General features: G+C 60.5%; 23 protein-coding genes. 14 read left to right on the top strand and 9 right to left on the bottom strand.

Translation table 11 applies throughout. From position 1 onward, the window contains the following. Positions 1-71: 71 nt before the first annotated feature. The 4 genes from DRF71_RS19235 to DRF71_RS19215 form a co-directional block, all read right to left on the bottom strand. Positions 72-3,179: an efflux RND transporter permease subunit gene (locus DRF71_RS19235; RefSeq protein ID WP_112312199.1), complete on the bottom strand. Its 3,108-nt coding sequence runs from the start codon at positions 3,177-3,179 to the stop codon at positions 72-74. Positions 3,180-3,182: 3 nt separating this feature from the next. Continuing rightward, complete coding sequence (locus DRF71_RS19230; protein ID WP_157971173.1) at positions 3,183-4,295, bottom strand: efflux RND transporter periplasmic adaptor subunit; 1,113 nt, start codon at positions 4,293-4,295, stop codon at positions 3,183-3,185. A gap of 291 nt (positions 4,296-4,586) precedes the next feature. After that, complete coding sequence (locus DRF71_RS19225) at positions 4,587-5,366, bottom strand: hypothetical protein (RefSeq protein ID WP_112312197.1); 780 nt, start codon at positions 5,364-5,366, stop codon at positions 4,587-4,589. Between the two features lie 668 nt (positions 5,367-6,034). After that, positions 6,035-6,478 (bottom strand): MarR family winged helix-turn-helix transcriptional regulator, encoded by a 444-nt coding sequence (locus tag DRF71_RS19215; RefSeq protein WP_112312195.1) that lies wholly within the window; start codon positions 6,476-6,478, stop codon positions 6,035-6,037. Here DRF71_RS19215 and DRF71_RS19210 point away from each other — a divergent pair. Further along, a complete protein-coding gene (locus DRF71_RS19210) occupies positions 6,477-7,022 on the top strand; it encodes an organic hydroperoxide resistance protein (RefSeq protein ID WP_456300091.1) in 546 nt (181 codons plus the stop codon). The two genes, DRF71_RS19215 and DRF71_RS19210, sit on opposite strands and share 2 nt — an antisense overlap. 217 nt (positions 7,023-7,239) lie before the next feature. Next, positions 7,240-7,620, top strand: a complete 381-nt coding sequence (locus DRF71_RS19205) for a hypothetical protein (protein WP_232831593.1) — start codon at positions 7,240-7,242, stop codon at positions 7,618-7,620. A gap of 24 nt (positions 7,621-7,644) precedes the next feature. Here DRF71_RS19205 and DRF71_RS19200 read toward each other — a convergent pair whose 3' ends face one another. Next, complete coding sequence (locus DRF71_RS19200; RefSeq protein ID WP_112312192.1) at positions 7,645-8,397, bottom strand: SDR family oxidoreductase; 753 nt, start codon at positions 8,395-8,397, stop codon at positions 7,645-7,647. A gap of 105 nt (positions 8,398-8,502) precedes the next feature. Here DRF71_RS19200 and DRF71_RS19195 point away from each other — a divergent pair, with 105 nt between their 5' ends. Continuing rightward, positions 8,503-9,429: a helix-turn-helix transcriptional regulator gene (locus tag DRF71_RS19195; protein WP_112312191.1), complete on the top strand. Its 927-nt coding sequence runs from the start codon at positions 8,503-8,505 to the stop codon at positions 9,427-9,429. A gap of 135 nt (positions 9,430-9,564) precedes the next feature. Here DRF71_RS19195 and DRF71_RS19190 read toward each other — a convergent pair whose 3' ends face one another. Next, positions 9,565-9,969, bottom strand: coding sequence for a winged helix-turn-helix transcriptional regulator (locus DRF71_RS19190; protein ID WP_232831592.1), 405 nt, complete (start codon positions 9,967-9,969; stop codon positions 9,565-9,567). 98 nt (positions 9,970-10,067) lie between these two features. Between DRF71_RS19190 and DRF71_RS19185 the strand changes: the two genes are divergently transcribed. From DRF71_RS19185 to DRF71_RS19170, 4 genes are all read left to right on the top strand, one after another. Next, a complete protein-coding gene (locus DRF71_RS19185; protein ID WP_112312189.1) occupies positions 10,068-10,988 on the top strand; it encodes an NmrA/HSCARG family protein in 921 nt (306 codons plus the stop codon). A 123-nt stretch (positions 10,989-11,111) separates the two neighbouring features. Further along, positions 11,112-11,567: an RrF2 family transcriptional regulator gene (locus DRF71_RS19180; RefSeq protein ID WP_456300090.1), complete on the top strand. Its 456-nt coding sequence runs from the start codon at positions 11,112-11,114 to the stop codon at positions 11,565-11,567. Positions 11,568-11,572: 5 nt separating this feature from the next. Continuing rightward, the gene (locus DRF71_RS19175; protein WP_112312187.1) at positions 11,573-12,460 is read left to right on the top strand and encodes an NAD(P)/FAD-dependent oxidoreductase; all 888 of its coding nucleotides are present in this window, start codon (positions 11,573-11,575) and stop codon (positions 12,458-12,460) included. Positions 12,461-12,500: 40 nt separating this feature from the next. Beyond that, the gene (locus DRF71_RS19170) at positions 12,501-13,136 is read left to right on the top strand and encodes a class I SAM-dependent methyltransferase (RefSeq protein WP_112312186.1); all 636 of its coding nucleotides are present in this window, start codon (positions 12,501-12,503) and stop codon (positions 13,134-13,136) included. A gap of 28 nt (positions 13,137-13,164) precedes the next feature. Here DRF71_RS19170 and DRF71_RS19165 read toward each other — a convergent pair whose 3' ends face one another. Then, the gene (locus DRF71_RS19165; RefSeq protein WP_112312185.1) at positions 13,165-13,455 is read right to left on the bottom strand and encodes a hypothetical protein; all 291 of its coding nucleotides are present in this window, start codon (positions 13,453-13,455) and stop codon (positions 13,165-13,167) included. A gap of 116 nt (positions 13,456-13,571) precedes the next feature. On the opposite strand from DRF71_RS19165, the gene DRF71_RS19160 reads away from it, so the two are divergent. Next, complete coding sequence (locus DRF71_RS19160) at positions 13,572-13,787, top strand: hypothetical protein (RefSeq protein WP_232831591.1); 216 nt, start codon at positions 13,572-13,574, stop codon at positions 13,785-13,787. A gap of 528 nt (positions 13,788-14,315) precedes the next feature. Here the strand turns inward: DRF71_RS19160 and DRF71_RS19155 are convergent. Further along, positions 14,316-15,293: an alpha/beta hydrolase gene (locus DRF71_RS19155; RefSeq protein ID WP_112312183.1), complete on the bottom strand. Its 978-nt coding sequence runs from the start codon at positions 15,291-15,293 to the stop codon at positions 14,316-14,318. 80 nt (positions 15,294-15,373) lie between these two features. Between DRF71_RS19155 and DRF71_RS19150 the strand changes: the two genes are divergently transcribed. From DRF71_RS19150 to DRF71_RS19140, 4 genes are all read left to right on the top strand, one after another. Next, on the top strand, positions 15,374-16,306 hold the full coding sequence (locus DRF71_RS19150; RefSeq protein WP_112312182.1) for a LysR family transcriptional regulator: 933 nt from the start codon (positions 15,374-15,376) through the stop codon (positions 16,304-16,306). A gap of 595 nt (positions 16,307-16,901) precedes the next feature. After that, on the top strand, positions 16,902-17,558 hold the full coding sequence (locus tag DRF71_RS27550; RefSeq protein WP_157971172.1) for a hypothetical protein: 657 nt from the start codon (positions 16,902-16,904) through the stop codon (positions 17,556-17,558). Between the two features lie 423 nt (positions 17,559-17,981). Beyond that, positions 17,982-19,610 (top strand): ATP-dependent nuclease, encoded by a 1,629-nt coding sequence (locus tag DRF71_RS19145; RefSeq protein ID WP_112312181.1) that lies wholly within the window; start codon positions 17,982-17,984, stop codon positions 19,608-19,610. Then, on the top strand, positions 19,610-20,749 hold the full coding sequence (locus DRF71_RS19140) for a UvrD-helicase domain-containing protein (protein WP_112312180.1): 1,140 nt from the start codon (positions 19,610-19,612) through the stop codon (positions 20,747-20,749). Before DRF71_RS19145 ends, DRF71_RS19140 begins: the two co-directional genes overlap by 1 nt. A gap of 151 nt (positions 20,750-20,900) precedes the next feature. Here the strand turns inward: DRF71_RS19140 and DRF71_RS19135 are convergent, their stop codons facing one another. Further along, positions 20,901-21,692: a WYL domain-containing protein gene (locus DRF71_RS19135; RefSeq protein WP_112312179.1), complete on the bottom strand. Its 792-nt coding sequence runs from the start codon at positions 21,690-21,692 to the stop codon at positions 20,901-20,903. A gap of 71 nt (positions 21,693-21,763) precedes the next feature. On the opposite strand from DRF71_RS19135, the gene DRF71_RS19130 reads away from it, so the two are divergent. Together DRF71_RS19130 and DRF71_RS19125 are read left to right on the top strand one after the other, a co-directional pair. After that, entirely contained in the window at positions 21,764-22,897 is a 1,134-nt protein-coding gene (locus DRF71_RS19130; RefSeq protein WP_112312178.1) for an exonuclease SbcCD subunit D, read from the top strand. Beyond that, complete coding sequence (locus DRF71_RS19125; RefSeq protein ID WP_112312177.1) at positions 22,894-25,974, top strand: AAA family ATPase; 3,081 nt, start codon at positions 22,894-22,896, stop codon at positions 25,972-25,974. Before DRF71_RS19130 ends, DRF71_RS19125 begins: the two co-directional genes overlap by 4 nt. Positions 25,975-26,256: the final 282 nt, after the last annotated feature.

Below are 26,256 nucleotides of genomic sequence, written 5' to 3'. Positions count from 1 at the left end.
CAGCAGGTTGTCCGGCCAGCCTCTGCAACCCTTCGCAGGTCCGGGCATTTTATACGGACCAGAGGCCGCGTTCAGGTCGCGTGACTGTCGGGCGCACGCGGCATCCAGGGGCGGATCAGGCGCTGGAAACCGTCGATATAGGTCAGCAGAACCGGCACCACCACCAGCGTCAGGATCGAAGACGAGATCAGTCCCCCGATCACCGCATGGGCCATGGGGGCATTTTGCGAGGTGCCGCCATGCAGGTTCACCGCCAGCGGGATCATCCCGAAGATCATCGCGAGCGTGGTCATCACGATGGGGCGGAAACGGGTGGCGCCTGCCTCGATCAGCGCCTCACGGACCTCCATCCCCTCGCGCCGGTGCTGGTTGGCATTGTCAACCAGCAGGATCGCGTTCTTCACCACCAGCCCCATCAGCATGATGAACCCGATCACCGAGAAGATGTTCAAAGTGCTGCCGCCGATCAGAAGCCCCAGCATCACACCCACCAATGCCAGCGGCAATGATGACATGATGGCGATCGGCTGCAGGAAACTGCCGAATTGCGAGGCCAGCACGAGGTAGATGAAGATGATTGCGAGGCCAAGCGCCACCAGCGCCGAGATCGCCGATTCCATGATGCTCTCGGCATCGCCGCCGGTGCCTATCCGGTAACCGGGCGGCAGATCCAGCGCATCCTGGGCGGCCTGAATGCCGGTTGATGCTGTCAGGATGTCGATCCCGTCAAGCCCCGCCGTGACGCTGACCGAGCGTTGACCATCCTCGCGCGTGATCTCGCCCGCGCTTTGCGAAGGCTCGACCGTTGCGATCTGGTCGAGCCTTACGATGCCGCTGCCATCTGCGGTCGCAGTGATCGGCAGGCTGCTGAGGCTGGTGATGTCCTCGCGATATTCCGAGGGCAGCCGCACCACCACGTCATAGCTGTCGCCATTCGGCGCGGTCCATTCCGAGACGGTCTCGCCCGCGATCATCGGTGAGAGCGCCTGGCCGACCTGCGACAGCGTCACGCCGAGATCCGAGGCTGCCTCGCGATGGACCTGGATGCCGAGTGTCGGCTGGGGCTCGTCCAGCGAGGTGCGGATATCGACCAGACCCGGCACCTCTTCGAACTTTTCGGACAGTTCATCGGCGAGGCGTTTGAGCACATCGAGATCGGGGCCGAAGAGCTTCACCTCGACCGGCGCCGTCACGCCGCCGCCCATGCCGCCGCCTGCGCCAACGCGAAAGCGCGCACCGGGAATCTGCTCCAGCGCATCGCGGATCGGCGGCGCCAGCGCCACAGGATCCCGCTCGCGCGCGGTGGGTTCCGAGAGGCGCGCGGTGATCGTCGCCTGGTTCTGGCCGGCTGCCCCGCTGGAGCCAACGGTCGCATAGGTGCCGATCACCTCGGGGAACTGGCGCAGAACCGCATCGACCTGGGCGATTTTGGCCTCGGTGCGCAAAAGCGGCGTGCCGATGGGCAGTTCCATCTCGACCTGGACTTCGGAATTGTCCGAGGCAGGCGAGAATTCCGCGCCGATGAACGGGAACAGCATCAGCCCGCCGATAAAGGTCAGCCCCGCGATGGAGAGCGTGGTCTTGCGCCAGTTGAGCGCCCAGGCCAGCACGCTGCGATAGCGCGTGATCAGCCCTTCGAACCAGGTGTCGAACCGCGCCACCGCGCGGCCGATGGGCCCGCGCTGCGCACCGGGTTCCGAAGCCGGGTCATACCAGACTGCCGACATCATGGGATCAAGCGTGAAGGAGACGAACATCGAAATCATCACCGCGACCGAGACCGTCACCCCGAATTGCAGGAAGAAGCGGCCAAGGATGCCCTCCATAAACGCCACCGGCAGGAAGACCGCGACGATGGAAAGCGTGGTCGCCAGCACCGCAAGGCCGATCTCACTGGTGCCATCCAGCGCGGCCTGTTCATGGCTTTTGCCCATATGCAGATGGCGCATGATGTTTTCGCGCACGACGATGGCATCGTCGATCAGGATGCCGATGGACAAAGACAGCGCCATCATCGTCATCATATTGAGCGTGAAGCCCATGAACCAGACCGCCGCCATGGTGCCGATGATCGAGATCGGCAGCGTCAGCCCGGTGATCACGGTCGAGCGCCAGGAATTCAGGAACAGAAACACAATCACGGTGGCCAGGATCGCGCCCTCGATCAGCATGCTCTGCACGGCGGCAAAACTCTGTTCGACCGGCACCGCATTGTCGCGGATCAGCGCAATCTCGATCCCTTCATAGGCCGGATCGGCCTGCATCAGGGCGATGTCTTTGCGCACCGCCTCGGCCACGGCCACGGTGTTCGAGCCTTGCGTCTTCAACACGTCGATGGTGATCGCGCGGCGCCCGTCGATCATCGCAAGGCTTTCCGCCTCGGCCAGATCGGTGCCGACCATCGCCAGATCGCCCAGCCGGATCGGGAAACCGCCGCGCTGGCCGATGATCAGATCCTCGAACCCTGCCAGATCGGGGATGCGCCCCTCGACCTGCACCGACTGACTGGTCGAGGCATCCGTCACCGAGCCCGCCGGCAAATCGACATTGGCGTCGCGCAAAACCGAGGTCACCTGCACTGCACCCACCGCCAGCGCGGTCTGGCGCAAGGGATCCAGCCGGATCTGCACCTCATTCGGCAGCCCGCCCACCACGGTCGCCTGGCCCACCCCCTTGATATTCGAGATGCGGGTCGAAATTTCATCTTCCGCAATCGTGGTCAGCGTGCCCGCGCTCAGCGTGGCAGAGGTAAGGCCGATTGACAGGATCGGCATCTCGGACGGATCGAAGCGCAGGATACGAGGATCGGTCGCGGTATCGGGGAGGCTGCCTGCGATTTGCGAAACACGGTCACGGACATCCTGGGCTGCGGTGGCGCTGTCGACCTCAAGGTCGAACATGATCAGCACCATCGCCGAGCCGGTCTGTGCGGTCGAGGTGATGGTGTCGATCCCGGAAAGCGTCGAGACAGAGTCCTCGATGGGCTCGATAATATCCTTCTCGACCGCCTCGGGCGTCGCGCCGGGGTATGATGTCACCACGGCCACGACCGGGAAATCGACCTCGGGCAGCTCGTCAATCGGCAGGCGGCTGTAAGAGAAAATACCGATCACACAGATTGCCACCATGATCATGGTGGCAAAGACCGGCTGGCGGACGGCGATGCGGGTCAGGAACATCGCTCAGCGCCCCACCAGCGAGACCGTGGCGCCAGACTGCAGGCGCTCCATCTTCAGCGCCACGATGGTGTCGCCGGGCTCAAGGCCCGAAGAAATCTCGACCACGCGGCCCCGGTTCCAGCTGCGCACCACCCCGACCGGCTGGCGGATGGCCTGGTCGCCGGTGATTTTCAGCACATAGCTGCCCTCGTCATCCTCGCGCAGCGCATCGGCGGGAATGCCGATCCCGTCTGTGGATTCCTCAAGCACCAGCGTGCCCGAGGCGAACATGCCGCCCTTGAGCAGCCCGTCTGTATTTTCGATCCGCGCAAACACCGGCAGCACACGGGTGCCCGACACGGCGACAGGGGCGATCCGGTCGATCACACCCTCGAACCGGTGATCGGCAAGGCCATCGACCACCAGATCGACCCGCTGCCCTGGTTTCAGCCGGGTCGCATGCACCGCCGGCACGCCGCCCTCCAGATCCAGCGCGGTCATATCGACAAGGCCCAGAAGCTCGGTCCCGAGCGTGACATAGGTGCCGGGATCGACCGAACGGGCCGAGATCACGCCTGCGAAAGGCGCGGTGATGCGCGCCTTGGAAAGATCATCCTCGGCCGTCTCGACCTGGCGCTGCAGCGCGGTGTAATTCGCCTCGATCTGGCTGAGATTGGCGGCCTCCGTCTCCAGCGCCGAGGTGGAAGAGACGCCGCGCCGCACCAGATCGGTGGTGCGTTGCAGCTGCGCCTCGGCCAGCACCAGCTGGGCACGGGTCGCTTCGGCGGTGGCGCGGCTTTGCTCGAGCCGGTTGCGCAGGGTCTCGACATCAATCGTGGCCAGCTCTGCCCCTTCGGGCACCTGATCGCCAACGCGGAATTTCACCGAGTCGATCCGTCCGGAAACCTCAGCCGGGATGGAAAGCGAGCGCGCAGGCACCAGCGTGCCGGTGATCTGCACCGTATCGCTGAGCGTGCCGGTCCGGACCGCGTAAAGCTCGGAGGGCAGAAGCTGCATCACAACAGGGGCAGGCGTCTCTTCCGGGGCCGCGTCGCCGGTCGTGCCGTCAGCCGCAGGCCGCAGGAATACCACGGCAGCCCCGATCAAAATCGCACCAACGCCCAGCCAGAGGAACACCCTGCCACGTCTGCGCGGCCTGGCCGCAGTTTCTGCTCCCGTCGCATCATTCAACGCCATTTTTCGCCCGTCCCTCATCCGGTTACAGGGATCGAAAAACCGTATCCCGTCAGAAATTTCCGATACCGTTCTGCGCTGTTAGCGCAAAAACCACGCCTTGCCTGCGCAACAGATCAGTCAGAGCCGCGCGCCCGGCGGAAACCCGCACAAAGGGGGCCGGTAGCAAACGGTATCACCAGGGACCGCCGCTTTGGCGGATACAGGCCCCTGCGGGCTTTCCTCGTGATCGCTTCACCGGACCATGGGGATTACTGGCATGGATTTTCTCCAGGGAGACGACAGTGGAGGTTCTTTCGGCTGGCACCCGGGGCTGTCACCATTGAACGGGAAGATCGCCGCCTTGGCGCTAGGCATCCCGGCGATGATCGCGCCGCAGGGGGCCGGCAGTTCCACCCAAGTATCCAGTCCGCCCTTGTCGCCGGCGCTCTTCATTTTGCGGACCATCACCCGGCCATCTTCGGCCTTGTAGTCCTTCCATGTGATGCGGCAGATTTCGGCCTGCCGCCGTGTCGAGAAGATGGCGAATGCGACGATCCGGTGCACCCGAATAGCTCGGGAGTCGTGCGCCGAAGCAGTGGCGAAGTATGCCATCAGCCTGTCGAGTTCTTGTAGCGTCGGGCGTCGGTCCCTTTCATTAGGTCGGGCGGCAACTCCTATGTGCTTGACTGCCCCCATCGCCTTTTTCATTTCGTGGGGATCGAGGTCGAAGCCCCACAGGGCGGGCGCATGAGTGAAGACCGCTGACAGGTGCGACAGGTAGTTCAAGACGGTGGCGGGTGAGTCCAATCCGGGGTGCAGGTGTAGTTCCTGCGCGAATTTGACGATCCCTGTGGAGTCGATCTGATCGCAACGCTTTTCGGCAATATCGTATTCCTTGCGGATCGTCCGCAGGACCTGCGTCTTGGTCTTGCCGATGGCCTTCATGGACGCTTCGGTGTACTTGTCGATGGTGTCACCAAGCGTCTTTTTCTGCGTTTTCGTCGTCTTGGGCTTGAGGCCATCCGCGATCATGGCGTCAATCTCGGCCTCGCGCTTCTTAGCTCAATTTTTTGCGGTTTTCTCCTTGTTAAAGGACCGCGATTCTTGGAACCCGTGGCCCCTGCGTACGATTTGTGCTAAGTAGACGGTCGAGCCGTCCTTTCTGGTCCGTCCAACAATCGACGCCATATATGACTCCATCCGAATCCGTATGACTCGCGTCATGCTAAATTCAGAAATGGACGTAAATAGGCCTGAATCGGCCAAAAATGAGATGAATTGCATGACCGCCGTATCGCATAAAATTGAACAAAAACAATATACTTTCGGCAGTTGTAGGCTATCTGTCGCCCCGATGATGGATTGGGTGTTTTTCTTTTTTAAATCAGTGTGTTGCTCTCTGTCGTGTGCAATTCATGTTCATGCTTTGATCGCAGAATTTCGTGGTCTGGCGGGGTGCAGCGTAGTTTTCGACCCTGAGTTAGTTTGGAATCTGACTAAAGGATGACGAGTCTTCGTCCGCGACGTGCGTCGATAGGAGCATGAGAGCGGGTGCCCGCAAGGAAAGAGAAGGATGGGGGGGCGTAGGACGACGATGTCTTCTGCGCCCTGAGGCCGACCACAACCTTTGAACAGGGCTATAGCCTCAGCGTCTGCGGGCACACGTGTCAGCGCGGAGGGATCGGTCGCCCTCGGAGAGCTTATATTTTGCTTGTTCTGCCCGTCAGGGCGTCGTGCAAATCCCGAACCTTGCGGTTGAGCGCGATCATCTCTTCTGCGGCCATGCCCGCCTTTGTAAACAGGGCTTCACCAAGGCAACGGCTCTCGCTCTTCAGCGCTGCCCCGCGCGGGGTCAGCGCGACCGAGACACTGCGCTCGTCATCCGGGCGGCGGGTGCGGGTGACCATACCGGCTGCCTCCAGCCGCTTGACCAGCGGCGTGATCGTGCTCGGCTCCAGATCCAGTCGCGTCGCTATAGCGCCGACGCCGCGGCCGTCCTCCTCCCAAAGCACGCTCAGCACCAGATATTGCGGATAGGTTATCCCCAACTGGTCGAGCAGTGGCTTGTAGAGGCGGTTGATCGCCATGGAGGTCGCATAAAGCGAGAAACAGAGCTGGTCTTCGAGGGTCAGATCATGGGCCATGAGGCTGCTTATCACGAAACTCGTTATCGCGACAATAAAAAGCTGGACAGGGTCGGGCGGGCGACCTAAAGAATATTATCGCAATAAGTATTATCGAGAAATAGAAAGGAAGACGACCATGTCAGTCCAGGTTCTCTATCGCACCAAAGCCACCGCAACCGGCGGCCGTGAGGGGCAGGCCCGCAGTGAAGACGGCAGACTCGAGGTTGTGCTGTCGACGCCGAAGGAACTCGGCGGTGCCGGCGGCCCGGGCACCAATCCCGAACAACTCTTCGCAGCAGGCTATGCCGCCTGCTTCCTCGGCGCACTGAAAGTCGTGGCGGGGCAACACAAGGTGAAGCTTCCCGCGGACGCCGCAATCACAGCAACCGTGGGGATCGGGCCGCGCAGCGAGGGCGGCTTCGGCATCACGGCGGATCTGGAGATCAGCCTCCCGGGAATTGCGCGCGAAGAAGCGGAAAAGCTGGTCGAGGCCGCGCACCAGACCTGTCCCTATTCCAACGCCACCCGTAACAACGTCGCAGTTGGTCTGACTCTGCTCTGAGCCTAAGCCCCGGTATCCGCGACAGCCGCAGCCCGGCTGTCGCCACTCCCGCCAGACATCGGCGGCATCCCTCCAACCAATATCATCTCAGGAAAATACCATGTTCGGGATCTCTCCCCTGGGCTGGCTGCATACGCTTGGCAGCTTGCCCGCCATTCCACTTGCGCTTTGGATGCTTGCCCGCCACGGGAGGATCCTGCCCCGATCCGGTGCGGGTGTGGCCTGGTTCATCTTCATGGCGATCGGCGGGCTGACGGTCTTTTTGATCGCAAAACAGCCGGTCAGTATCGGGATCGCCGTCGTGACCCTGGTGCTGCTTGTCGCAGGCTATACGGTCGGGCGCGTATCGGCACTTGGCCGCGCCGCCCGTTACCTTGAGACCATCTTTCTGAGTTTGACGGTCTTTCTGTTGCTGGTGCCTACGGTCAACGAGACCCTGACCCGGGTGCCAAATGGCAATCCCATCGCGAAGGGACCGGACTCGCCGATCCTGCTCGGCGCGCTCGGCACACTGATCGTCTTGCTTGTGGTCGGCCTGACGGCGCAGATTCTACATCTGCGCCGCTCGGGGAACAACTTCAGCGCCGTGCCGCGCTGAGCTTCAGCGCGTCGCTGTCCAGCCTCAGCCCTTGAACAACGCCACGGCATCGGCGCCCGCAGGTACACGCATGGGCGCGGTCGGGTCAGTCACGACGCGCCAGATCGCCGCGGCCACATCTTCTGCCCTGGTCAGTTCGTCTTCTGACCCGCTGGCTAGCCGCGCGAAGACCGCCTGAACCATCTCTGCATAGGGTACCGGGAAGCCGCCGGCCTGCGTCAGGCGTTCGCGGGCATTGGCACCAAAGGCGGTGCCCGGCGCCTGGCCCGGCAGTACGACATGGGCGCGGATCCCGAACGGGGCGAGTTCCAGCGCCATCACCTCGGTCAGCGCATTCACGGCAGCCTTGCTGGCGGTATAGACCGACAGCAGGTCGTAATTCTTCAGCGTCACGCTGGAGGTCACGTTGATGATCACCCCCGCGCGGCGTGTGCGGAACTGCGGCAGCACAGCCTGGATCATGGCGATGGTGCCGAAGGTATTGGTCTCGAAGATGTCGCGCACGACGTTGATCGGCGTGCCTTCAACCGCGTTCAGCCAGCCGATACCTGCATTGTTCAACAGCACGTCGATCTCGCCTGCGGCTGCCACCGCCGAGGCGATGCTTGCGGCGTCGGTGACGTCCAGTGGCAGGATCGTCAACCGCTCGGAGGCAGGAAGAATATCAGCTTTCGGGGTCCGCATCGTCGCGATGACGTTCCAGCCTTCGGCCAGGAAATGCCGGGCGGTCTCCAGGCCGAAGCCCGAGGAGCAGCCGGTGATCAGAATGGTGGGCATGGGGAAGTCCTCTCTCAGTTGCCCTCCCGATCTAGCCATCCCGTAGTCGACGACCTATAATCCGAAGTCCGAGATGATTTATCGAAAGTCCAAACTGAGCTGGCCATGACCGATCCGCTGACCGAGATCGTGACCTTGCTTCGCCCCGGCGCGCCCTATGCCAAGATCGCCAGCGCTTCTGGTGCCTGGCGGGTGCGCCGGGATGAGGACAGCATCGTCTTCTACAACCTGACGCTTGCAGGGCAGGCGCTGCTTGAAGTGGACGGGCGCCCGCCTATCCTGCTGGAGGAGGGTGACTTCGCGCTGATCCCGGCCGCCCGGCGCTTCACGATCTCAAGCCCTGATCCCGTCCTGCCAAAGGGGCAGTTCTCCGAGCCTGTGTTGCTCGCGCCCGGGCAGGTGCGTATCGGCGATCCTGATCTGCCTGTCACGACGCAGCAGCTTGTCGGCCATTGCACCTTTGGCGCGCGGGATGCCACGCTGCTGCTGACACTGCTCCCCGATCTGGTTGTCATCCGTGGCGAGGCGCGGCTTGCGATGCTGATCCGCCTCGTCGCCGATGAGGCGCGGGCAACACGGCCCGGGCGCGAGGTGGTGCTGGAACGGCTGCTGGAGGTTCTGCTGATCGAGGCTTTCCGCGCATCCAGCGGCATCACCGCCCCGCCGGGCCTGCTGCGGGGGCTTGGTGATCCGCACCTTTCCATCGCCTTACGCGCCATGCACTCCGATCCGGCGCGATCCTGGACGGTGGCGGAACTGGCCCGTTCTGCGGGCCTGTCACGCTCTGCCTTCTTTACCCGGTTCGAGCGCGAATTCGGGCTTGCGCCGATGGCCTATCTGACCGGCTGGCGGATGAGCCTCGCCAGGGACCGGCTGCGGCGAGGGGACGGCAGTCTGGCCGAGATCGGCGCTGCCCTGGGTTATGGCTCGGCCAGCGCATTCAACACGGCTTTTGCCCGCGAGGTCGGCCAACCGCCGGGGCAATATGCGATGTCGGTTGCTCGGTTGGTGCCCGAGGACGTGCCGGTCTGAGGAAGGGTGCGTCTTGTTCGACATCGAGAGCTCGAGAGCGATTGATGTCGCATAGCGTCGTGCTTTGAGCCGGGCGTTTGGTCAAACGCGGCGAGGGGGCGTATGTTTCTCGTGAAGGGTTTGAATGATAAAGGCTTACGAACCAACTTCGTCGTAAGCGCGGCGGTGTTCCCTGATGGTCTGTAGGTTGTCGCGGATCCAGAAATTGAACCTCTCAAGGGCGCGCAAGGCGCCGATCCCCATATCGGTGAGCTCGTATTCGACGCGCGGCGGTACTTCCGGGAAGTAATAGCGGGCAACCAGCCCATCGCGCTCAAGGTTGCGGAGCGTAAGTGTCAGCATGCGCTGCGTCACGCCATCGACCTCCTTCTTGAGCGTTGAGAAGCGGAGCCGATGTCCCTCTGCGAGCGAAAGCCGCCAAAGGACCGGGACAGTCCACTTGTCACTCATGAGCGCACAGACGCCGTTTGATGGAACGGGGCGGAACACTCGACTGTTCTCGAACCCTTGTGGTGTGTCGGCATGTATCTGTTCGTCCAAGGGTATCATCCTTGTGCCTGATGCAGGAAAATGTGCCGTCTTCCGGCAAGTTTATGTTGGTATATATGGATAGCCCTTGTTCCATGCGAGGGTATCCCATGATCGATGACAAAAGACCCATTCTGGTTTTCGGCGCCACCGGGCGACAGGGAGGATCTGTCGTCAAGGCCTTGCTGAGGGCAGGGCGGCCGGTTCGTGCGTTTGTATTGGACGCCACGGGGACCGCATCCCTGAAGCTGCGGGATGAGGGTGTTGAACTAGTGCAGGGCTCTTTCGAGGACAGGGATGTTATCCGCTCGGCCATGAAAGGCGCTTATGGCGTCTTCAGCGTATTGCCGGGGAACCTGACCGCTGAAGACGAAGTCCGCCATGGGGTGGCGATTGCGGATATCGCTGCCGGTGCCGACATCGGGCATTTCATATATTCTTCGGGCGCCAGCGCGGGGGATGTGCTGACAGGCGTGCCGCGCTTCGACGCCAAGCCCCGTATCGAGGCGCATTTCCGAGACCTTCCCATCACGACCACCATCATCCGGCCGATGATCTTCATGGAGATGCTGGTGCGGCCCGGCTTCGGCCTGGATCAGGGGCGCCTAGTGTCGCTGATCCGGCGGGATCATGCGATTCACCTGACCGCGGTGGAAGATATCGGCAAATTTGCCGCGGCCGTATTTGCCGACGGGGCCCGTTTCGGCGGCAAGACAATGAAGATTGCCAGCGACCGGGTGACCGGGCGCGAGCTTGAGGTGGCGTTCTCTGAGATTGCGGGCCGTCAGATCACCTATGAACGCTTCCCAGATAAGGTACTCGCCGCAAACGCGGATCTCGCGCACATGGCCAAAAGCCTGGAAGATGGCCCGCTTTCGGAGGTGGTCGATCTTGATGCCATGCGCGAGATCAATCCGGAGCTGCTCAGCCTGCGTTCCTGGCTCGCGGGCAGTGGGCGTCAGGCGCTCGAGGAGGCCCTCGGGGACAACGGGCTGACGGTAGCAAGTGCCGGGCGACACAGGGCGACGTGAGCGAGAGCGGCTTCACTGCCCGGCCAAGATCTGCTGGATATAGAGCCTTTGTGGCAAGTCAGCGCCGGAGGTTGGCACAATAAGATTTCGGCATCAGGCTTGACCTTCGCTCTGAATCGTAACATGTATAGTTACATGAAGCGTGACAGCCGTCTCTCCTCCGTCCTCCATGCTTTGCTGCATATGGCAGAGCATGACGGGCCGATGACTTCTGAGACCCTGGGGCAATGCCTCGGGGCCAATCCCGTCGTCGTGCGCCGCACGATGGGGCTCTTGCGCGAGGCGGGGCTGGTCTCTGCCGAGCGGGGGCATTCGGGAGGCTGGCGCATCAGCGCCGATCTGAAGACCGTCAGCCTGCGCCAGTTGCATGCGGCACTGGGCGAGCCCGCGATCTTCGCGATCGGCAATCGCAATGAAACTCCGGAATGCCTTGTGGAGCAGGCGGTGAATGCCGCGCTCGACAAAGCATTCCTCGAGGCGGAGGCGCTGCTGCTCGACCGCTTCGCCGATGTAACCCTCGCCGATCTGGCCGCCGATTTCGCGCGGCGGCATGCGGAAAGGCGCGCAACCAGGGATTAGACCAGATGCAGGATGTGATCGTGATCGGGGGCAGCTACGCCGGAATGGCAGCCGCCCTGCAGCTTCTGCGTGCCCGGCGCAAAGTGCTGATCATCGACGCCGGAGAGCGGCGGAACCGGTTTGCCAGCCACTCGCATGGGTTTCTGGGGCAGGATGGGGTCGATCCGGCGGTCATCCATACGAGTGCCCGCGATCAGCTGACCGCCTATCCGACGCTCGAATGGATCGAAGACCGGGTGATCGCCGCCTCGGGGCAGAAGGACGATTTCGTGGTGGAGACGGCCGGGGGGATCCAGCATCGCGGGCGCCGCTTGCTGTTCGCAACCGGGGTGAGGGACGAGTTGCCAATGGTCCCGGGGCTGGCGGATCGCTGGGGGCGGTCGGTGTTTCATTGTCCCTATTGCCATGGCTACGAGCTGAACCAGGGTCGCATCGGTGTTATCGGCACGGGACCGATGTCGGTCCACCAGGCGCAACTGCTGCCGGAATGGGGTGAGACGACCCTGTTCACCAACGGCGTCACGCCCCTTGATGCCGAGGCGGAAGCGGATCTCGGCCGTCGCGGGGTCACAGTGGAGCGGCAGCCGATCGCAGCGATCGAAGCGGAGGCCAAGGTGGTGCTGACCGACGGGCGCCGGCTGAACTTCGCGGGTCTGTTCGCCGCGCCACGCTGCACGCCAGCCAGTGATCTGGCGGCGAAAATGGGTTGCAGGCTGATGGAGACACCGATGGGCCTGCAAATTGCGACCGGAGAGACGAAGGAGACCGATCTGCCCGGCGTCTTCGCCTGCGGCGATGCGGCCGGGGTGCCGCATTCGGTGTCGCTCGCGGTGGGTGATGGCGCCTGGGCGGGCGCACAGCTCCACCGCTCGCTGGTCTGGCCCCAAGGCTGATAGCTGCGAGTCCGCCGGTTCGAAATTCAAGGAGGCTACCATGACCGACACCGCTCCCCGTACGCATTGGGACGAGATCTACCGCACGAAGCGCAGCACTTCGTCGGGGCAGCCAAGCAAGCTGCTGGTGCAGATCGCGGAAGGCCTGACCCCGGGGCGATCTCTCGATCTCGGCTCGTCGAATGGCGACGATGTCATCTGGCTTGCGACGCAGGGCTGGCACGCCCTCGGAGTCGACATCTCGGGCGTCGCCTGCGACCGCGCCACGGCGCGCGCCGCGTCGCTCGACCTGCAGAACCGCGCCCGGTTTGAGGCGCGGGATCTGGGGCAGGGCGTGCCGGACGGACCTTTCGATCTGATCACTGCGCTCTACTTTCAGAGCCATGTTGATCTGCCGCGCTCCCGGGTTCTGCGGGAGGCAGCCGGACGCGTCGCGCCAGGTGGCCATCTTTTGATCGTCTCGCATGCGGCACCGCCGCCCTGGGCGAGCGCGGAGATGCTGGCGAAAGCAGATCCGTTCCCAACGGTGGACGAAGAACTGGAGGTAATCGCGGATGCGCCAGAGGATTGGATCATTCTGAGGGCCGAGAAGGTCTCGCGTCAGGGAAAAGGCCCTGATGGCGCATCGGCTGAGCTTTGGGACAATCTGGTCTGGCTGGAGAGATGCGCCGCCTGACGAAAAGGCTGCGACGGGACGTGGGCTTTCAGGATGAGGTCCGCTGAGGCGCTGTTGCCAGAAGCTGCACCTCCACAGGCATCGGGGATGTGTGCAAGACGAAGACGGCCTCGGCCGCCGCGTATGAAAACCAAAGCGCGGCGAACAAACCTAGGCGTTGCAATGCGTTGGTGCAGGCGCGGTCGATCGCCGCATATGGCACTTTGCTGCCAGCGGGCCTCTGTCTATGTTGCTTGATGTAAACTCGGAAGCTGCCTTCCATCTTGCTTCGCAGTAAACTGTCGGCCTCGATCGCAGCGATGCGGTCATTGAGCTTCAAGATAGCCTATCCGATCGGGCTAAGCTGGTCGTGAAGGGGGTAATCTGCGCATGGCCTTGACCGGATGCCGCATTTTGCTCACCGTGCCGGTTGACCTGAAATATAGAGGAGAAGCTATGGCACTACTGGCAACTCTCCTCGCTTCGGCAGTCAGCTTTATGGGAATGGCCGCCGCCGCCCTGGCCATTCTCCGTAGCAAAAAGCTCAGGAAGCTCGGTGGGGCCGCATCGGCGGAAGAGAGGCTGAACCGCTTTGGTTTCTGTTGCGCTTTATTGTCTGTCGGGCTGCTGATTAGTGTTATCGTCCTCGGACGCATGTTCGAGAGTATCTGACTGCTTTTAGGGCGCGGCTCAACGTATTCAGTGAGAGTGTTCAGTCTTTTGTGTATGGCTGATCCGGTCCATGCTTCATCGAAAATAAGCATGGTGGACGATCTCCAAGGAAATACTGGATGAGCTGCTGAAGGGCGTTGAGCGCCCCTAACTTTTTCGACGATAGCGGGCTGAAGAAAGTGCTGAAGTTCCGGCTCATGGAACGGATGTCCTGGATCAACACGTCACACAAACGTACGACCGCAAGCTAAGGCTCGGAGTAACAACTGCGCCGCAGCGATCGCTAGGGATCGCTGGGGGCAGGGGGCGGCCGGAGCTTGGCGAGGTCGGCCCTGAACGGCCGCTCAGCTACTTTAGCTTCTGCCCGGTCGCCGCCTCCTAAGCCGCCCTTCGCCGGCTGCCGCAGCAAGATTCGGGCAAGTATGGTGGTGATAGCGGATTCAGCCATCACTCCAGGATGGGCTGTCCCCATAAATTTATCCTGACGCGGCGGGTTGCCCGCGCCGCGCCCTATTACCACTTGCGCCCTCAAGCCATGTGTTCGCGGAACCAGTCGGCGGCATGCCCGGCCGTGCGATCGACGACGTCGGGCTGCTCGTAATATTGGAAGTGGTTGGTGTCGTTCTCCCAGATCAGCCTCTTGTTCTTCGTTGGAATCGATTCGAAATGACGACGCGCCGCCGCCGGGTTCATGCACATGTCCGAGTGAACGATGAGGGCGGGCTTGTCGAGCTTCGCCACACCGGGCACGGTCGTATAGTCGAAATGGTCGAGATCGCTCATGACAGCGTAACGGTTCTCCCAACCCTTCAGCGTCCAAGGTCCGTACCAGCTCCAGACCAGTGGTCCCGGCAATCCCGCCTCCGAACCCGTCTCGCGATCGCCGAGCTCCGGAGCGACCAGCGGGCGATAAACAACTTCGCCCGTTGCCTCGTAGCGAGCCTTCGCATCGCGTGCGCGTTCGAGACGCGCTGCAAGCAGAGCCTCCAGTTCTTCGGTTGTGGGGGCGTTCGCCTTGTCGAACGGGTTTTCCGTAACGCCGGCCGCAATCATGAACAGGTCGGTCTCGCGGTCGCGATAGTAGCCTGTTACAGAGGCGACCGCCTTGATGCGATCGTCGTATGAAGCGATGTCGAGCATCTCGGGACCGCCCTGGCAGATGCCTAGGCCGAAGATGCGTCCGGAATCGACATCCGGCCGGGTAAGCAGATAGTCAAGCGCCGATACGGCGTCCTCGTTCTTCATCTTGGGATTTTCCAGCCGTCGCGGCGTCCCGCCGCTCTCGCCGACCGTGCGCGGATCGAAGACTAGCGCCAGAAAGCCCTCGTCGGCCATCCGCGTTGCATAATGCGTCGGGGCCTGTTCCTTCTCGAAGGAATAGGGTCCCAGCAGAACGACGGCGGGAAACGGGCCGTCTCCCTTGGGACGATAGATGACGCCGACGAGGTCTTCGCCATGTGAGGGGAACGTAACTTTCTCGGGATTGTAGTTGCCATGATTGGCCATCGTGCATTTCTCCTTTTCCTGTCGTTCATATCTAGGCCAGCTTGACTGTCGTAACTATCTCGCCAATTCTTGATGGCGAGATGAAAACAATTCACCAGTCTAAATCCGGCGACCTGTTCACACTGAGCGCGTTCCTTGCCGTTGCGAACCATCGCAGCTTTCGTGCGGCATCCGTCGAACTCAATGTCACCAGATCGGCGGTCAGCCACTCGGTAAAGAGCCTTGAGCAGCGCCTCGGAGTGCGCTTGTTCAATCGAACGACGCGTAGCGTCTCGTTGACCGAGGCAGGAGAGCGGCTCGCGGGAAAGCTTCGTCCGGCCATATCTTCGATCACGGAAGCGTTGCAGGAAGTTGATGATTTTCGCGGTACGCCGAGCGGCACCGTCCGGATCAACGCCAGCGATGTGGCGATCCGGATGGTTCTGCGCCCACTGCTCACCCGGTTTCACAAGGCGTATCCCGAGGTTCATCTCGATATTGTAACGGATGGGCGGCTAGGGGACATCGTCGCCGAAGGCTTCGATGCCGGCATCCGGCTTGCCGAAGCGGTACCGCAGGACATGATCGCCGTCCGCATCATTGATACCGTACGGTTTGCAGCAGTAGGATCACCCGAATATCTCCGCACCCGTCGTCGGCCAATCGTTCCCCAAGACCTCTATCAGCACGATTGCATCCGCTTTCGCTTCGAGAGCGGTGCGATTTATCGCTGGGAGTTCGAGCGCCATGGCATCGCGGAGACGATCAACGTCGCTGGGCCGCTTACGTTGACGGACCAGGTCCTGATGGTTGAAGCCGCCATCGACGGTATCGGAATCGCTTTTGTTCCGGACTTCCTCGTCGAAGACGCCCTACAGGAACGTAAACTTGAGCAGGTTCTGGACGAATGGTGCCCGGAATTTCCCGGCCTGTGCCTCTATTATCCGGGCCGCCGACACGTCTCGTCCGGACTGCGGGCACTGATTGAAACGATCAAAACAAACGGCAGGGCGTGTGAAAATCTTTCCCCTTAGTGACAGTATCCTCGTGCAAACGTGCCATTGACCCCAACTTTTTTCCAGCGTGAGCGAGACACTGAATTTGAGTTGGGCCGATTTGGGCAGGTGGGCAACGGGGTCTGGCGCGGAGCTTTGCGAGCTGCGCACAGGCACAGTGTAAAGGTCCGGTATAGCCTCCGAGCAACATGCTGCGCCACAGCAACTGTCAGGTTCGGCACCGTCAGCCGTTTCGCTCACCACGACAGGCGAGCGCGGCCCTTAGCCGCCGGTCAGCCACGACATATGCTGCATGGCCGCATTCCCGGAAGCGGCCATTCGTCATGCGCTGCAGCAAAGACCCGGTCAGGATGGTAGAGATACGGGACGTAGCTGCCGTTCGCTGTCATCGCCCAACAAGACAACCACTGACCCGAAGGGTGGGCGTGAGCCTTCCATTGCCCCTCCCAATGGCGCTGAGGGCTGCTTGATCAAGTGATCATCTCTGATAAAGTGCGGCACAGCCATAGAGTTTCGGCTCCTTGAAGGGAAAAGGCTTCATACTATTTGAAGATTATGTTTCGAAATTAAATGCTACAGCAAGGAAGCCTCCGAAGATGGGAGTGGGAGCGGTATGGATAGGGCGCTAGTTCAAAGCTGTTTAGTCCAGGTCTCTATATGGAGAGGGCTTTTAGAGAGTGGCGAGGTTTCAAATTCATTTATCAATAATGCGGAGTATAAGTCTGCGCTCTTGAGTCTTTCGGAAAGTCTGGAAGGGGCACTTGAAGGTTGCAAAGACGGTGATGAAAAAGAATCCCCCTTTATGCACCTTATCATTCGGGGAGACGTGAGTTCTGCAAGAAATGGCATTTTAGATCTCAAGGACTGGCTCAAAGGTGCGAATAAGATAACAATCTGCGACCCATACTTTCTTCATTTCAAACCATCTCAGCTTTTCAAAACAATAGAAGAGTATGCCGATGGACTGGCGGAGATCCTTCCCGCAAGCGCGAGACACATTGACATATTCAGCAATAGCTATTCGTCGCCTGTTCGCAAATGCGTTATGGGAAAGTTGAAGGGTGGAAGAAATATTAGACACTTTAGCTCAGATAAACTGCACGATAGATTTATTATTAAGGATGGTACGGAAGGTAGGGTGATAGGAACATCTTTTGGCGGCTTTGGTTCTAAGTTCTTCGCCATGATGGACTTGCCTGATTATGATGTGATCTCTGTAATGTCGGAGTTGAGAGATTTATGCCTCAGGCCGGTCGGTTCTAGGAGCTGATTGGCTAATGTTTACTATCCTTGCGTTAAGATCCTTCTAGTCTGGTGTTGTGTTGGGGTCGGACTAATCAACTAATGTTTGGGAACTTTACGGTGGTTCGATGCTTCAGATCTAATCTCAGGAGCAACGAGGGGAGCTGCTGTGTGGGTGACCAGAACGTGCAGGGCAAGCGTATTTCCTTAAAGCTTTCATCTATGATGAGCGACCACCGAGGAAGAGTGTCGCTTTGTCAGCATGGGTAATGAACGGCAAGAAGGAAATGCATTCCGGCGAGGCCGAGAGCGCGCTTTGCTCGTGACTGAAAAACGAGGGAAAAGGGCGGCTAGATCTCCGCCGCACTATCAGTGCAGAATAATTAATCATTCTGGATCACCTATTTGTTTGGAGTAAGCTATGGTTATCTCGTGGGAAGTGGGATGAACAATGTACATCGATAAGGTCAAGATCAGGAATTTCAAATGCTTTGAAGGTTGGTTCGAAGTTGATTTTAATCAGGGCGTCAACATCATTGTGGGCAACAATGAGGCCGGAAAATCAACGCTGCTGGAAGCGATTCATCTATGTCTGACGGGTATGCTGAATGGAAAGTATATTCGAAACGAACTATCTCCATACCTATTTAACAGGAGGACCGAGCGCGCCTATCTGGACAGCGTTGCTGCAAAGAAACCTCTCGATCCGCCAGAGATCCAGATCGAACTGTATCTTGGCGGGGATAACGATGTGTTGGAAGATTTACGTGGAAACGGAAACTCCGAGAAGAACGACAAGGCTCGCGGCCTACTCTTCTCAATTGAGTTCGATAATAAGTATGATGATGCATATTCCGAAATGATGAAGAGCCAGGAGATTAGCTCGATACCCTTGGAATTCTATCAGGTACAATGGTCTGAATTCTCCCGTCAACCGGCGATGGCCCGCACCATTCCTATCAAGTCGGCCCTCATCGATTCAACGAGCACACGTGTGCAGAGCGGTTCGGATATGTACATCTCACGCATCGTCAAAGAGTTTCTGGACGACAAGGAACGTGTTGCGATATCCCAAGCTCATCGCAAGCTGAAAGATGCATTTAAGGCCGATGGCAATGTGGGCGCTATCAATGAGAGACTGGCAGAGGCAGCGAAGATCAGCCGGAAAAGGGTTAGCATTGCGGTCGACATGTCGTCCCATAATGCCTGGGAAAACAGCCTCATGACGTTTATCGAGGATGTCCCTTTCCACTATATCGGAAAGGGCGAGCAGTGCATCGTCAAGACGCGCCTTGCGCTGAGCAGCAAGAAGAACCGTGAAGCGATAGTACTGCTGATCGAAGAGCCGGAAAACCACCTGTCGCACTCAAAGCTCAACCAGCTCATCAGCGATATCAATACCGACAATAGCGGCAAGCAGATTATCATCACCACACATAGCAGTTTCGTTGCGAATAAACTCGGACTGGACCATCTGATATTGCTGCGGGAATCGAAGGTCGCACGGATCAAGGATCTAGAGGCGAGCGATTTCTTTCACAAGCTCCCAGGTTACGACACTTTGCGTCTCGTGCTGTCTAAGAAATCGATCCTTGTCGAGGGCGATGCGGACGAGCTGGTCGTTCAACGTGCCTATATGGATGCCAACGGGGGAAGACTGCCGATTGACGACGAGATCGACGTCATCTCGGTCGGACTTACATTCCTGCGTTTTCTCGAACTGGCGACGGCATTGAAGATCCCCGTCGTGGTCGCGACCGACAATGACGGGGATGTTGCTGCGCTTGAAAAGAAATACTCCAAATATAAGGATATCGATCATATTAAGATCTGCTACGATCCTATTGAGGATAAGGGCGACCTCATCCTCAACGGCAAGCCCTTCAACTATAACACCCTCGAGCCTAAGCTGGTCAAGTCTAATAGCTTAGAGATCCTCAATACGCTGTTCGGTACCAAGCACAATATCGATAATCTTCATCGTTATATGAAGAACAACAAGACCGAGTGCGCACTGAAGATTTTTTCGACGGAGACGACAATAACTTACCCAAAGTATATTCTGGATGCGATCGCTTAATGATCGGTACCAATAAGCTCGTCATAGCTGCTGCAGGCTCCGGGAAAACTACCTACCTCGTTAGGCAGGCGCTTGCGGTTGGACAAAAGCGTGTCCTCATCACCACCTACACAGAATCGAACGAAGAAGAGATTCGGCGCAAATTTTTCGAGATCCACGGCTCAGTGCCGGGCAATGTGCATATCCAGACTTGGTTCAGTCTACTGATCGAGCACGGCATCAAGCCCTTTCAAGGTGGGTTGTTCGATTGGGATGTCGGCGGCATGGTTCTGGTTTCACAGAGATCCGGTTTCCGCGGGAGGGATCGGCAAGGCCGCCCCATGTATTGGGGTGAAAAAGATTTCAGGCACTGCTACTTCGATCGTCGAAATCGCGTCTATTCCGACAAACTGTCAAGACTGACGATACGGTGTAACGAGGTATCGGACGGCGCTGTTATCGAGCGGCTTTCCCGTATTTATCCGTTTATTTTCGTGGATGAGGTGCAGGATCTGGCGGGTCACGACCTCGACATTTTGATGGAACTTTTCAGAAGTGCTGCTACCGTCGTCATGGTAGGTGATCCCCGACAGGTCACCTATGTCACTCATCTGGAGGCCCGTTTCAAAAAGTACAGGGACGGCGGTATTACTGACTTCATTCGGGAGGAACTCCCCCGAAAAATCGCTTGCGAAGTCGATGTGACCAGCCTCGTGACATCGCACCGCAATAGCGCTGCCATCTGCGAACTATCGTCGAAGCTCTATCCAAAATTGGCTGCTGCGACCGCCTGCAAATGTCCCGACTGTAGACGACCGGTCCCTGTAGATGCGGGCCTTGTTATCGTTCGGCCAAAGGATCTGCCCCGCTATCTCGAGTCGAGGCGCCCGGTACAACTCCGATGGAGTTCAACCGTAAAGATTGAATCTGCCAATCTGCCGACCCTAACGTTTGGACGGTCCAAGGGCCTCGGCTTCGATCGCGTAATTATCTATCCCACTAAAGAAATGATGAACTGGCTGAAGAATGACAAATCGGCATTGAAGGCTGAAACTCGCGCAAAACTTTATGTTGGCCTCACCCGCGCCAGGCATGCGGTGGCAGTGGTCTATGACCCCACAGATGGCGAAGTTCTAGCAGGATTTACTGTATTCGAATAGGGAAATCGCCGGAACATGTTTCCGGAGCTACCTCTATGCTAACGGCACTCCTTACTGCCTGATCATGTGCGTATTTTCTTGTTTTAAAGAGGTGCATCCGTAGAACTTGCGCGGCCATTTTCGTTTTCCGGCTGGGCAAAAATATGCACTCTCACACATCTACTTCTTCGATGCGCGCCAGCTGGAGTCGAGCCCTATCGTCATCGAGGCGCCACCGCCTTCTAACGTAGAACACTAGGGCCTTTCGTGTTTCAATTGTGATGTGTGTCTTCTCCGGAAATCCGTACTCCAGCCGGACGACCCGAGCCTGCGCGTCAGAGAGTCCCGAACGCGGGCCTATCCGCAAGCGCACAAATTGGTTCCACTCCGTGTCAAACGGTAGCGGTGAAGACCTGTCTCGCGTTACAATATTATCTTTTTTCAATATTCTGATCGGGAGATAATCACGGTATTCCCCATGCTTATGGCTCCAAGCTCTGAGATGAATGGATTCTCCGTCGAAGTGAAACCGTGTCGGACTGATCCATTGCGGTTCGGAGAGCCCACTGTTCATTGAGGTGTAAGTGATCTGGATATCTCTCTCGCGTGCCATCGCGCGGTAGAGCTGGGCGACGACGGCGGAGTCCATGACGCGATTGGGCAGCGGGATGCTTGCTTCGAGATGGGAGCTCTTTTCCTTGAGCAGGTCAAAGACCTGCTCGGTGCTGACATCAGACAACGGACTGTGTTCGTCGTTCGAGAAATAGGCCTTCGCAGTCGAATCATAGACTGGAGGTGTCTGGGTCAGCGACAGATAGGTTCGAAAGTCGACGGCCGCCTGCGCTGTGGAAATGTCAAAGCGATCCATCAAGTCCCGGCGGTTAGCCTGACCTTTCCACGTAAGGCATTGATCCAGAAACAGGATCCGTTCGCGCTGCGCGTGATTGAGAGATTCAAGGTCCATACAGCTAAGACTACTTGACTCGTCGCGCCACGTCCATACAGTAACAACACGTATAGAAACTGGATATACCGATGCGAGTACTTCACACGGCAGATCTTCATCTGGGCAGGCAGTTCATGGGGCTTAGCCTTGATGAGGACCATGAGGCCGTCCTGAGCCAGGTCGTCGAGACGTTGGTGGCTGAAGCGGTCGACGTGCTGGTGATCGCAGGCGATGTGTTTGACCGGGCTTCTCCCCCCAATACGGCTATCCGCCAGTTCAACCGGTTTCTCAAACGGGTCGCAGAAAAGACAGACGCCGCCGTGGTGATGATCTCAGGAAATCACGATTCCGGCGACCGGATCGAGGCGATGTCGGTCTTTTCGACCGCCGCGCGGGTGCTGGTGCGCGGGATTGCCGAGCGGGTGGAGGCGCCCCTGGTGCTGGAGGATGCGCAGGGCAAGGTCGCCTTTTCGGCATTGGCGTTTTCCTATGAATATGCCGCACGCGAACTGTTCGGCGATGAAAGCATCAGCACGCCCGCAGATGTGATCGCGGCCCAGATCGCTGCCGCCCGGGCGCAGGTGCCGGAGGGCGCGCGCTGGGTGGTGGTTGCGCATGCCTTTGTCGCCGGCGGGGCGGTTGGTGAGGCCGAACGCGCCCTGACCCGGGTTGGCGGTATTGAAACCGTGCCGGCCGAGGTGTTTGCGGGCGCCGATTACGTCGCGCTCGGCCATTTGCACAAGCCACAAGAGGTGGGTGCGCGCCATATCCGCTATTCCGGGGCGCCGCTGGCCTTTGGCTTTGATGAGGCGGGGCAGGAGAAATCCATGACCATCGTCGATCTGCATGCCCAAGGGTGCGATATCCGCACCGTGCCGTTTCGCCCGCAGCGGCAGGTGCGCTCATTGACCGGGAGCTTTGCCGAACTTTTGGCCGGCACCCCGTCTGAGGATTTGATTCAGGCGATCCTGAGCGATGAGACGCCGCTGATCGATCCGATGAAGCGGCTGCGCGCGGTCTATCCCAATGCCTGCCATCTTGCCTATGCGCGGCAGGCGCGCGCGCCGGAAACCCGGGCTTTGAGGGCAGGGCGGGCGGCGATCCCGCCCATTGATATGGTTGGCGATTTTCTGGCGGCGATGCGGGGCAGGGCGCCCGATGCCGCCGAACTGGCGCTTGCCGCCGACAGGTTACACGCCGCCGAGGCCGAGGACCAGCCATGAGACCGATCCGCCTGACGCTGCAAGCCTTTGGCCCCTTTGCGACCACCGAAATCGTCGATTTCCGATCCGCGCTCGAAACCGGGCTGTTCGGGATCTATGGCCAGACCGGGGCGGGCAAATCGACGCTGTTTTCGGCGATGGTCTTTGCCCTGTTCGGCGCGCCGACCAAGGCCGATCAGGAGCCGCGCTCGCTGCGGTCGGACCATGCGGCGGCGGATCTGCCCACCGAGGTGGAATTCCTGTTCGAACTGGGTGCCAAAAGCTATCTGATCCGCCGCCGCCCGGCGCAGGAGCGACCCAAGGCGCGCGGCGCCGGGATGACCGCCGATGCGGCCGAGGCGGCGCTGTTCGATGTGACGGGGATCGCGCCTGATCTGATCGGGCAGGGGCAATCGGGCCGGGTTCTGGCCGAGAAAAAGGTCTCGGTCGTCGACAAGCAGTTGCGCGAGCTGTTGGGCTATGGGCCGGATCAGTTTCGCCAGATCGTGCTGTTGCCGCAGGGCCGGTTCGAGACCTTTCTGGCGGCGAAAACCGATGCCCGGGTTGAGATCCTGCGCGAGCTTTTCGATGTGAAGATCTATCGCGACCTTGCCGCGCGGCTGAAGGATGAGGCTGCGCAGGCGGAACGGGCGCTGCGGGAGCAACGCGCGCTCTATCTGGCGCGGCTGATCGAGCGCGGCTTTGAAAGCGCCGAGGCGCTGGAGATCGGCATCACCACAGCCACGGCCCGGGTCGAGGAGGCGCGGGACCGGCAACAGGCCGAGGATGCGGCGCAGCTGTCGGCGCGGGCGGCTCTGGCCGAGGGTGAAAGGCTTGAAAAGGCCTTTGTCGCGGCGGATGGGGCGCGCAAGGCGCTGGAGGATCTGGAGGCGAAGGCGGCGGTGATCGGCCAGCTGGAAAAGCGGGTCGAGACCGTCAGCAATGCGCTGCAGGCGCGGGATCTGGAAACTGCATGGCATGATGCGGCAGCGGCCAGCCGCGATGCGGTGGCATCGGTCACCATGGCGGCGGCGGATCTGGAAACCGCCAGGCAGGCGCGGGATGTTGCGGGGCAGCGGCTGGAGGAGGCGCGGGCCGGCGAGGAGAGGCTGCGCGCGGTGCAGGCCGATCTGACGCTTTTGCAAGAGGTTGGGGTAAAGGTCGGGCAGGCGGCCGATTTTCAGGCGGCGTTTGAGCGGGCCAGCGAGGATGCGGCCAAGGCGACACAGGCGCTGACCATGGCCGAGGCCGGGCGTGAATCCCTGCTGGCGCAGCGCGACGCCGCCGATCTGGCGCTGGAGCAGGCGCGCCGGGCCGAGGCCAGCCGCGGTCAGCTGACGGCGGAGCTGGCGGGATTGGGCCATGAATTGGCACGGGCCGCTGCGCTGTCCAAGGCCACGGCTGCGGTGGCCGAGGCCGAAGGCCGGATCGATGCGGCGGCGGGCGATCTGGCGGCGCGGATTGCCGATACTGACGCGGCTGAGACTGCCCTGACCGAGGCCGAGGCGCGGCTGGCGCGCACGCAGGCGATCATTCTGGCCGAAAAGCTGGCCGAGGGCGCACCCTGTCCAGTCTGTGGCGGCACGGATCACCCCGCACCGGCGCAGGGCAGCCCGGAACAATCCGGTCTGACCGAGGCCTTTCGCAAGGCGCAGACGGCGGCTCGATCAGCCGCCGAAGCCAAGGTGCGCGCCGAGACCGAGCTGGCGAATTGCCGGCGCTCTTGTGAGGAAAAGCGGCAGGCGCTGGCCGAGTTGGACCGGCCGGCGCGGCCCTTGGCAGAGCTTGAGGCTGACAAGGCGCGGCTGGACGCGGCGCTGACGGCGATCGGCGCGGCGCTCGATCTTGGGGCGATGGCGGCGCGGCTTGCCGATCTGAAACAAAAGCTTACGCAGGCCGAGACGGCCACGACCACGGCCCGGACCGGCGCCAACACGGCGGCGCAGGCCTTGGCCGGGGCGGCGGCGCGGCGCGATACGGTGGTGGATGCACTGCCCGAGGGGCTGCGCACGCCCGAGGCCGTGGCAGGCCGGCGGGCGGCTTTGCAGGGGGAAGAAACCCGGCTTGCCGAGGCTCTGGTTCGGGCGGCAGAGCGGGATCGCGCCGCTGCCGAGGCGCTGACCCGGGCGCAGGAGCAGCTTGCGGCGGCACAGCGGATGCAAGAGGCCCAAACCGGGCGGGCGGCGCGGGCGCAGGCTGATTTCACCGCCCGCCTGCATGATGTTGGGCTGTATGAGGCGGGCTATGCTGCCTGCAAGCTGCATTTCCCGACGCTTGGCGATGACCGCAAGGCGGTGCGTGACCATGAGGAGGGGCTGATCGCGGCGCGCACGACCCTGCAGAATGCCAAGGCCGATTGCGAGGGCTGTGACCGCCCCGATCTTGGGCAGTTGATGCAGGTGCAAGCGGCGGCGGCGGAGCGGGTAAGGGCGGCGATGACCGCATTGGCCGAGGCGGAGACGGCGGTCGAGGGCTTGACGGATTTCAAGGGCTCGCTGGCCGATGCGCTTGCCGCAACCGAGGCGCTGGAGGCAGGGACCGGCCCGCTGCGGGGATTGGCCGATCTGGCCAATGGCAAGAATGATTTCAACATGACGCTGGAGACCTTTGCCATTGCGGCCATGTTCGATCAGGTGCTGGAGGCGGCGAATATGCGGCTCGATCCGATGACGCGCGGCCGCTATCGGCTGGAGCGCGCGGCCGAAGGCGCGGGCGGGCGGGGCAAGCGCGGGCTTGGGATCGATGTGTTCGATATCAATACCGGCAAGGCGCGCCCAACGGCCACCCTGTCGGGGGGCGAGACCTTCATCTCGGCGCTGGCTCTGGCGCTCGGGCTTGCCGATGTGGTCGAAAGCCTGTCGGGCAAGGTGCGGATGGACACTATTTTCATCGATGAAGGATTCGGCAGTCTCGATACCGAGAATGGCGCCGGGACACTCGATCAGGTGCTTCAGGTTCTTGCAGAACTGACCGTAGGCAGCCGGTCGGTGGGTCTGATCTCCCACGTCGGTTTGGTGCAAGAGGCGATTCCTCAGGGATTCTACGTGCGTTCGACGCCGAGTGGCAGTCGGGTGGAGGAACGAAGGGGGCTTGGATGACAGATCGGTGGTATTATCGGAAAGCTCACGCCCGCCGATTGCGGACGGGACTGACGATCTCTGTGCGTGGCAGTTGGGCTGTTCGAGGCGATCAGGCACGCAGCAAGAACTCCTTCTTTAGGCGGGCCTGCCCAATTTGCGGCGCGCCGATCGTAAGCGTTGGGATGCCGAGAGGAGGCTGGGTTCACTTTGAGGGGGTCAAAGGTCTCACACGAATTAAGCACCCATGCCTGCATGTCGGCGAAGGTCTTAGTGGTCGGCGAGATGAGACCACACCAGCCC

Source organism: Pseudogemmobacter bohemicus, from assembly GCF_003290025.1.
Lineage (GTDB): Bacteria > Pseudomonadota > Alphaproteobacteria > Rhodobacterales > Rhodobacteraceae > Pseudogemmobacter > Pseudogemmobacter bohemicus.
The sequence above is the reverse complement of the archived record's forward strand: the minus strand, read 5'-3'. Positions and strand labels throughout refer to the sequence as shown.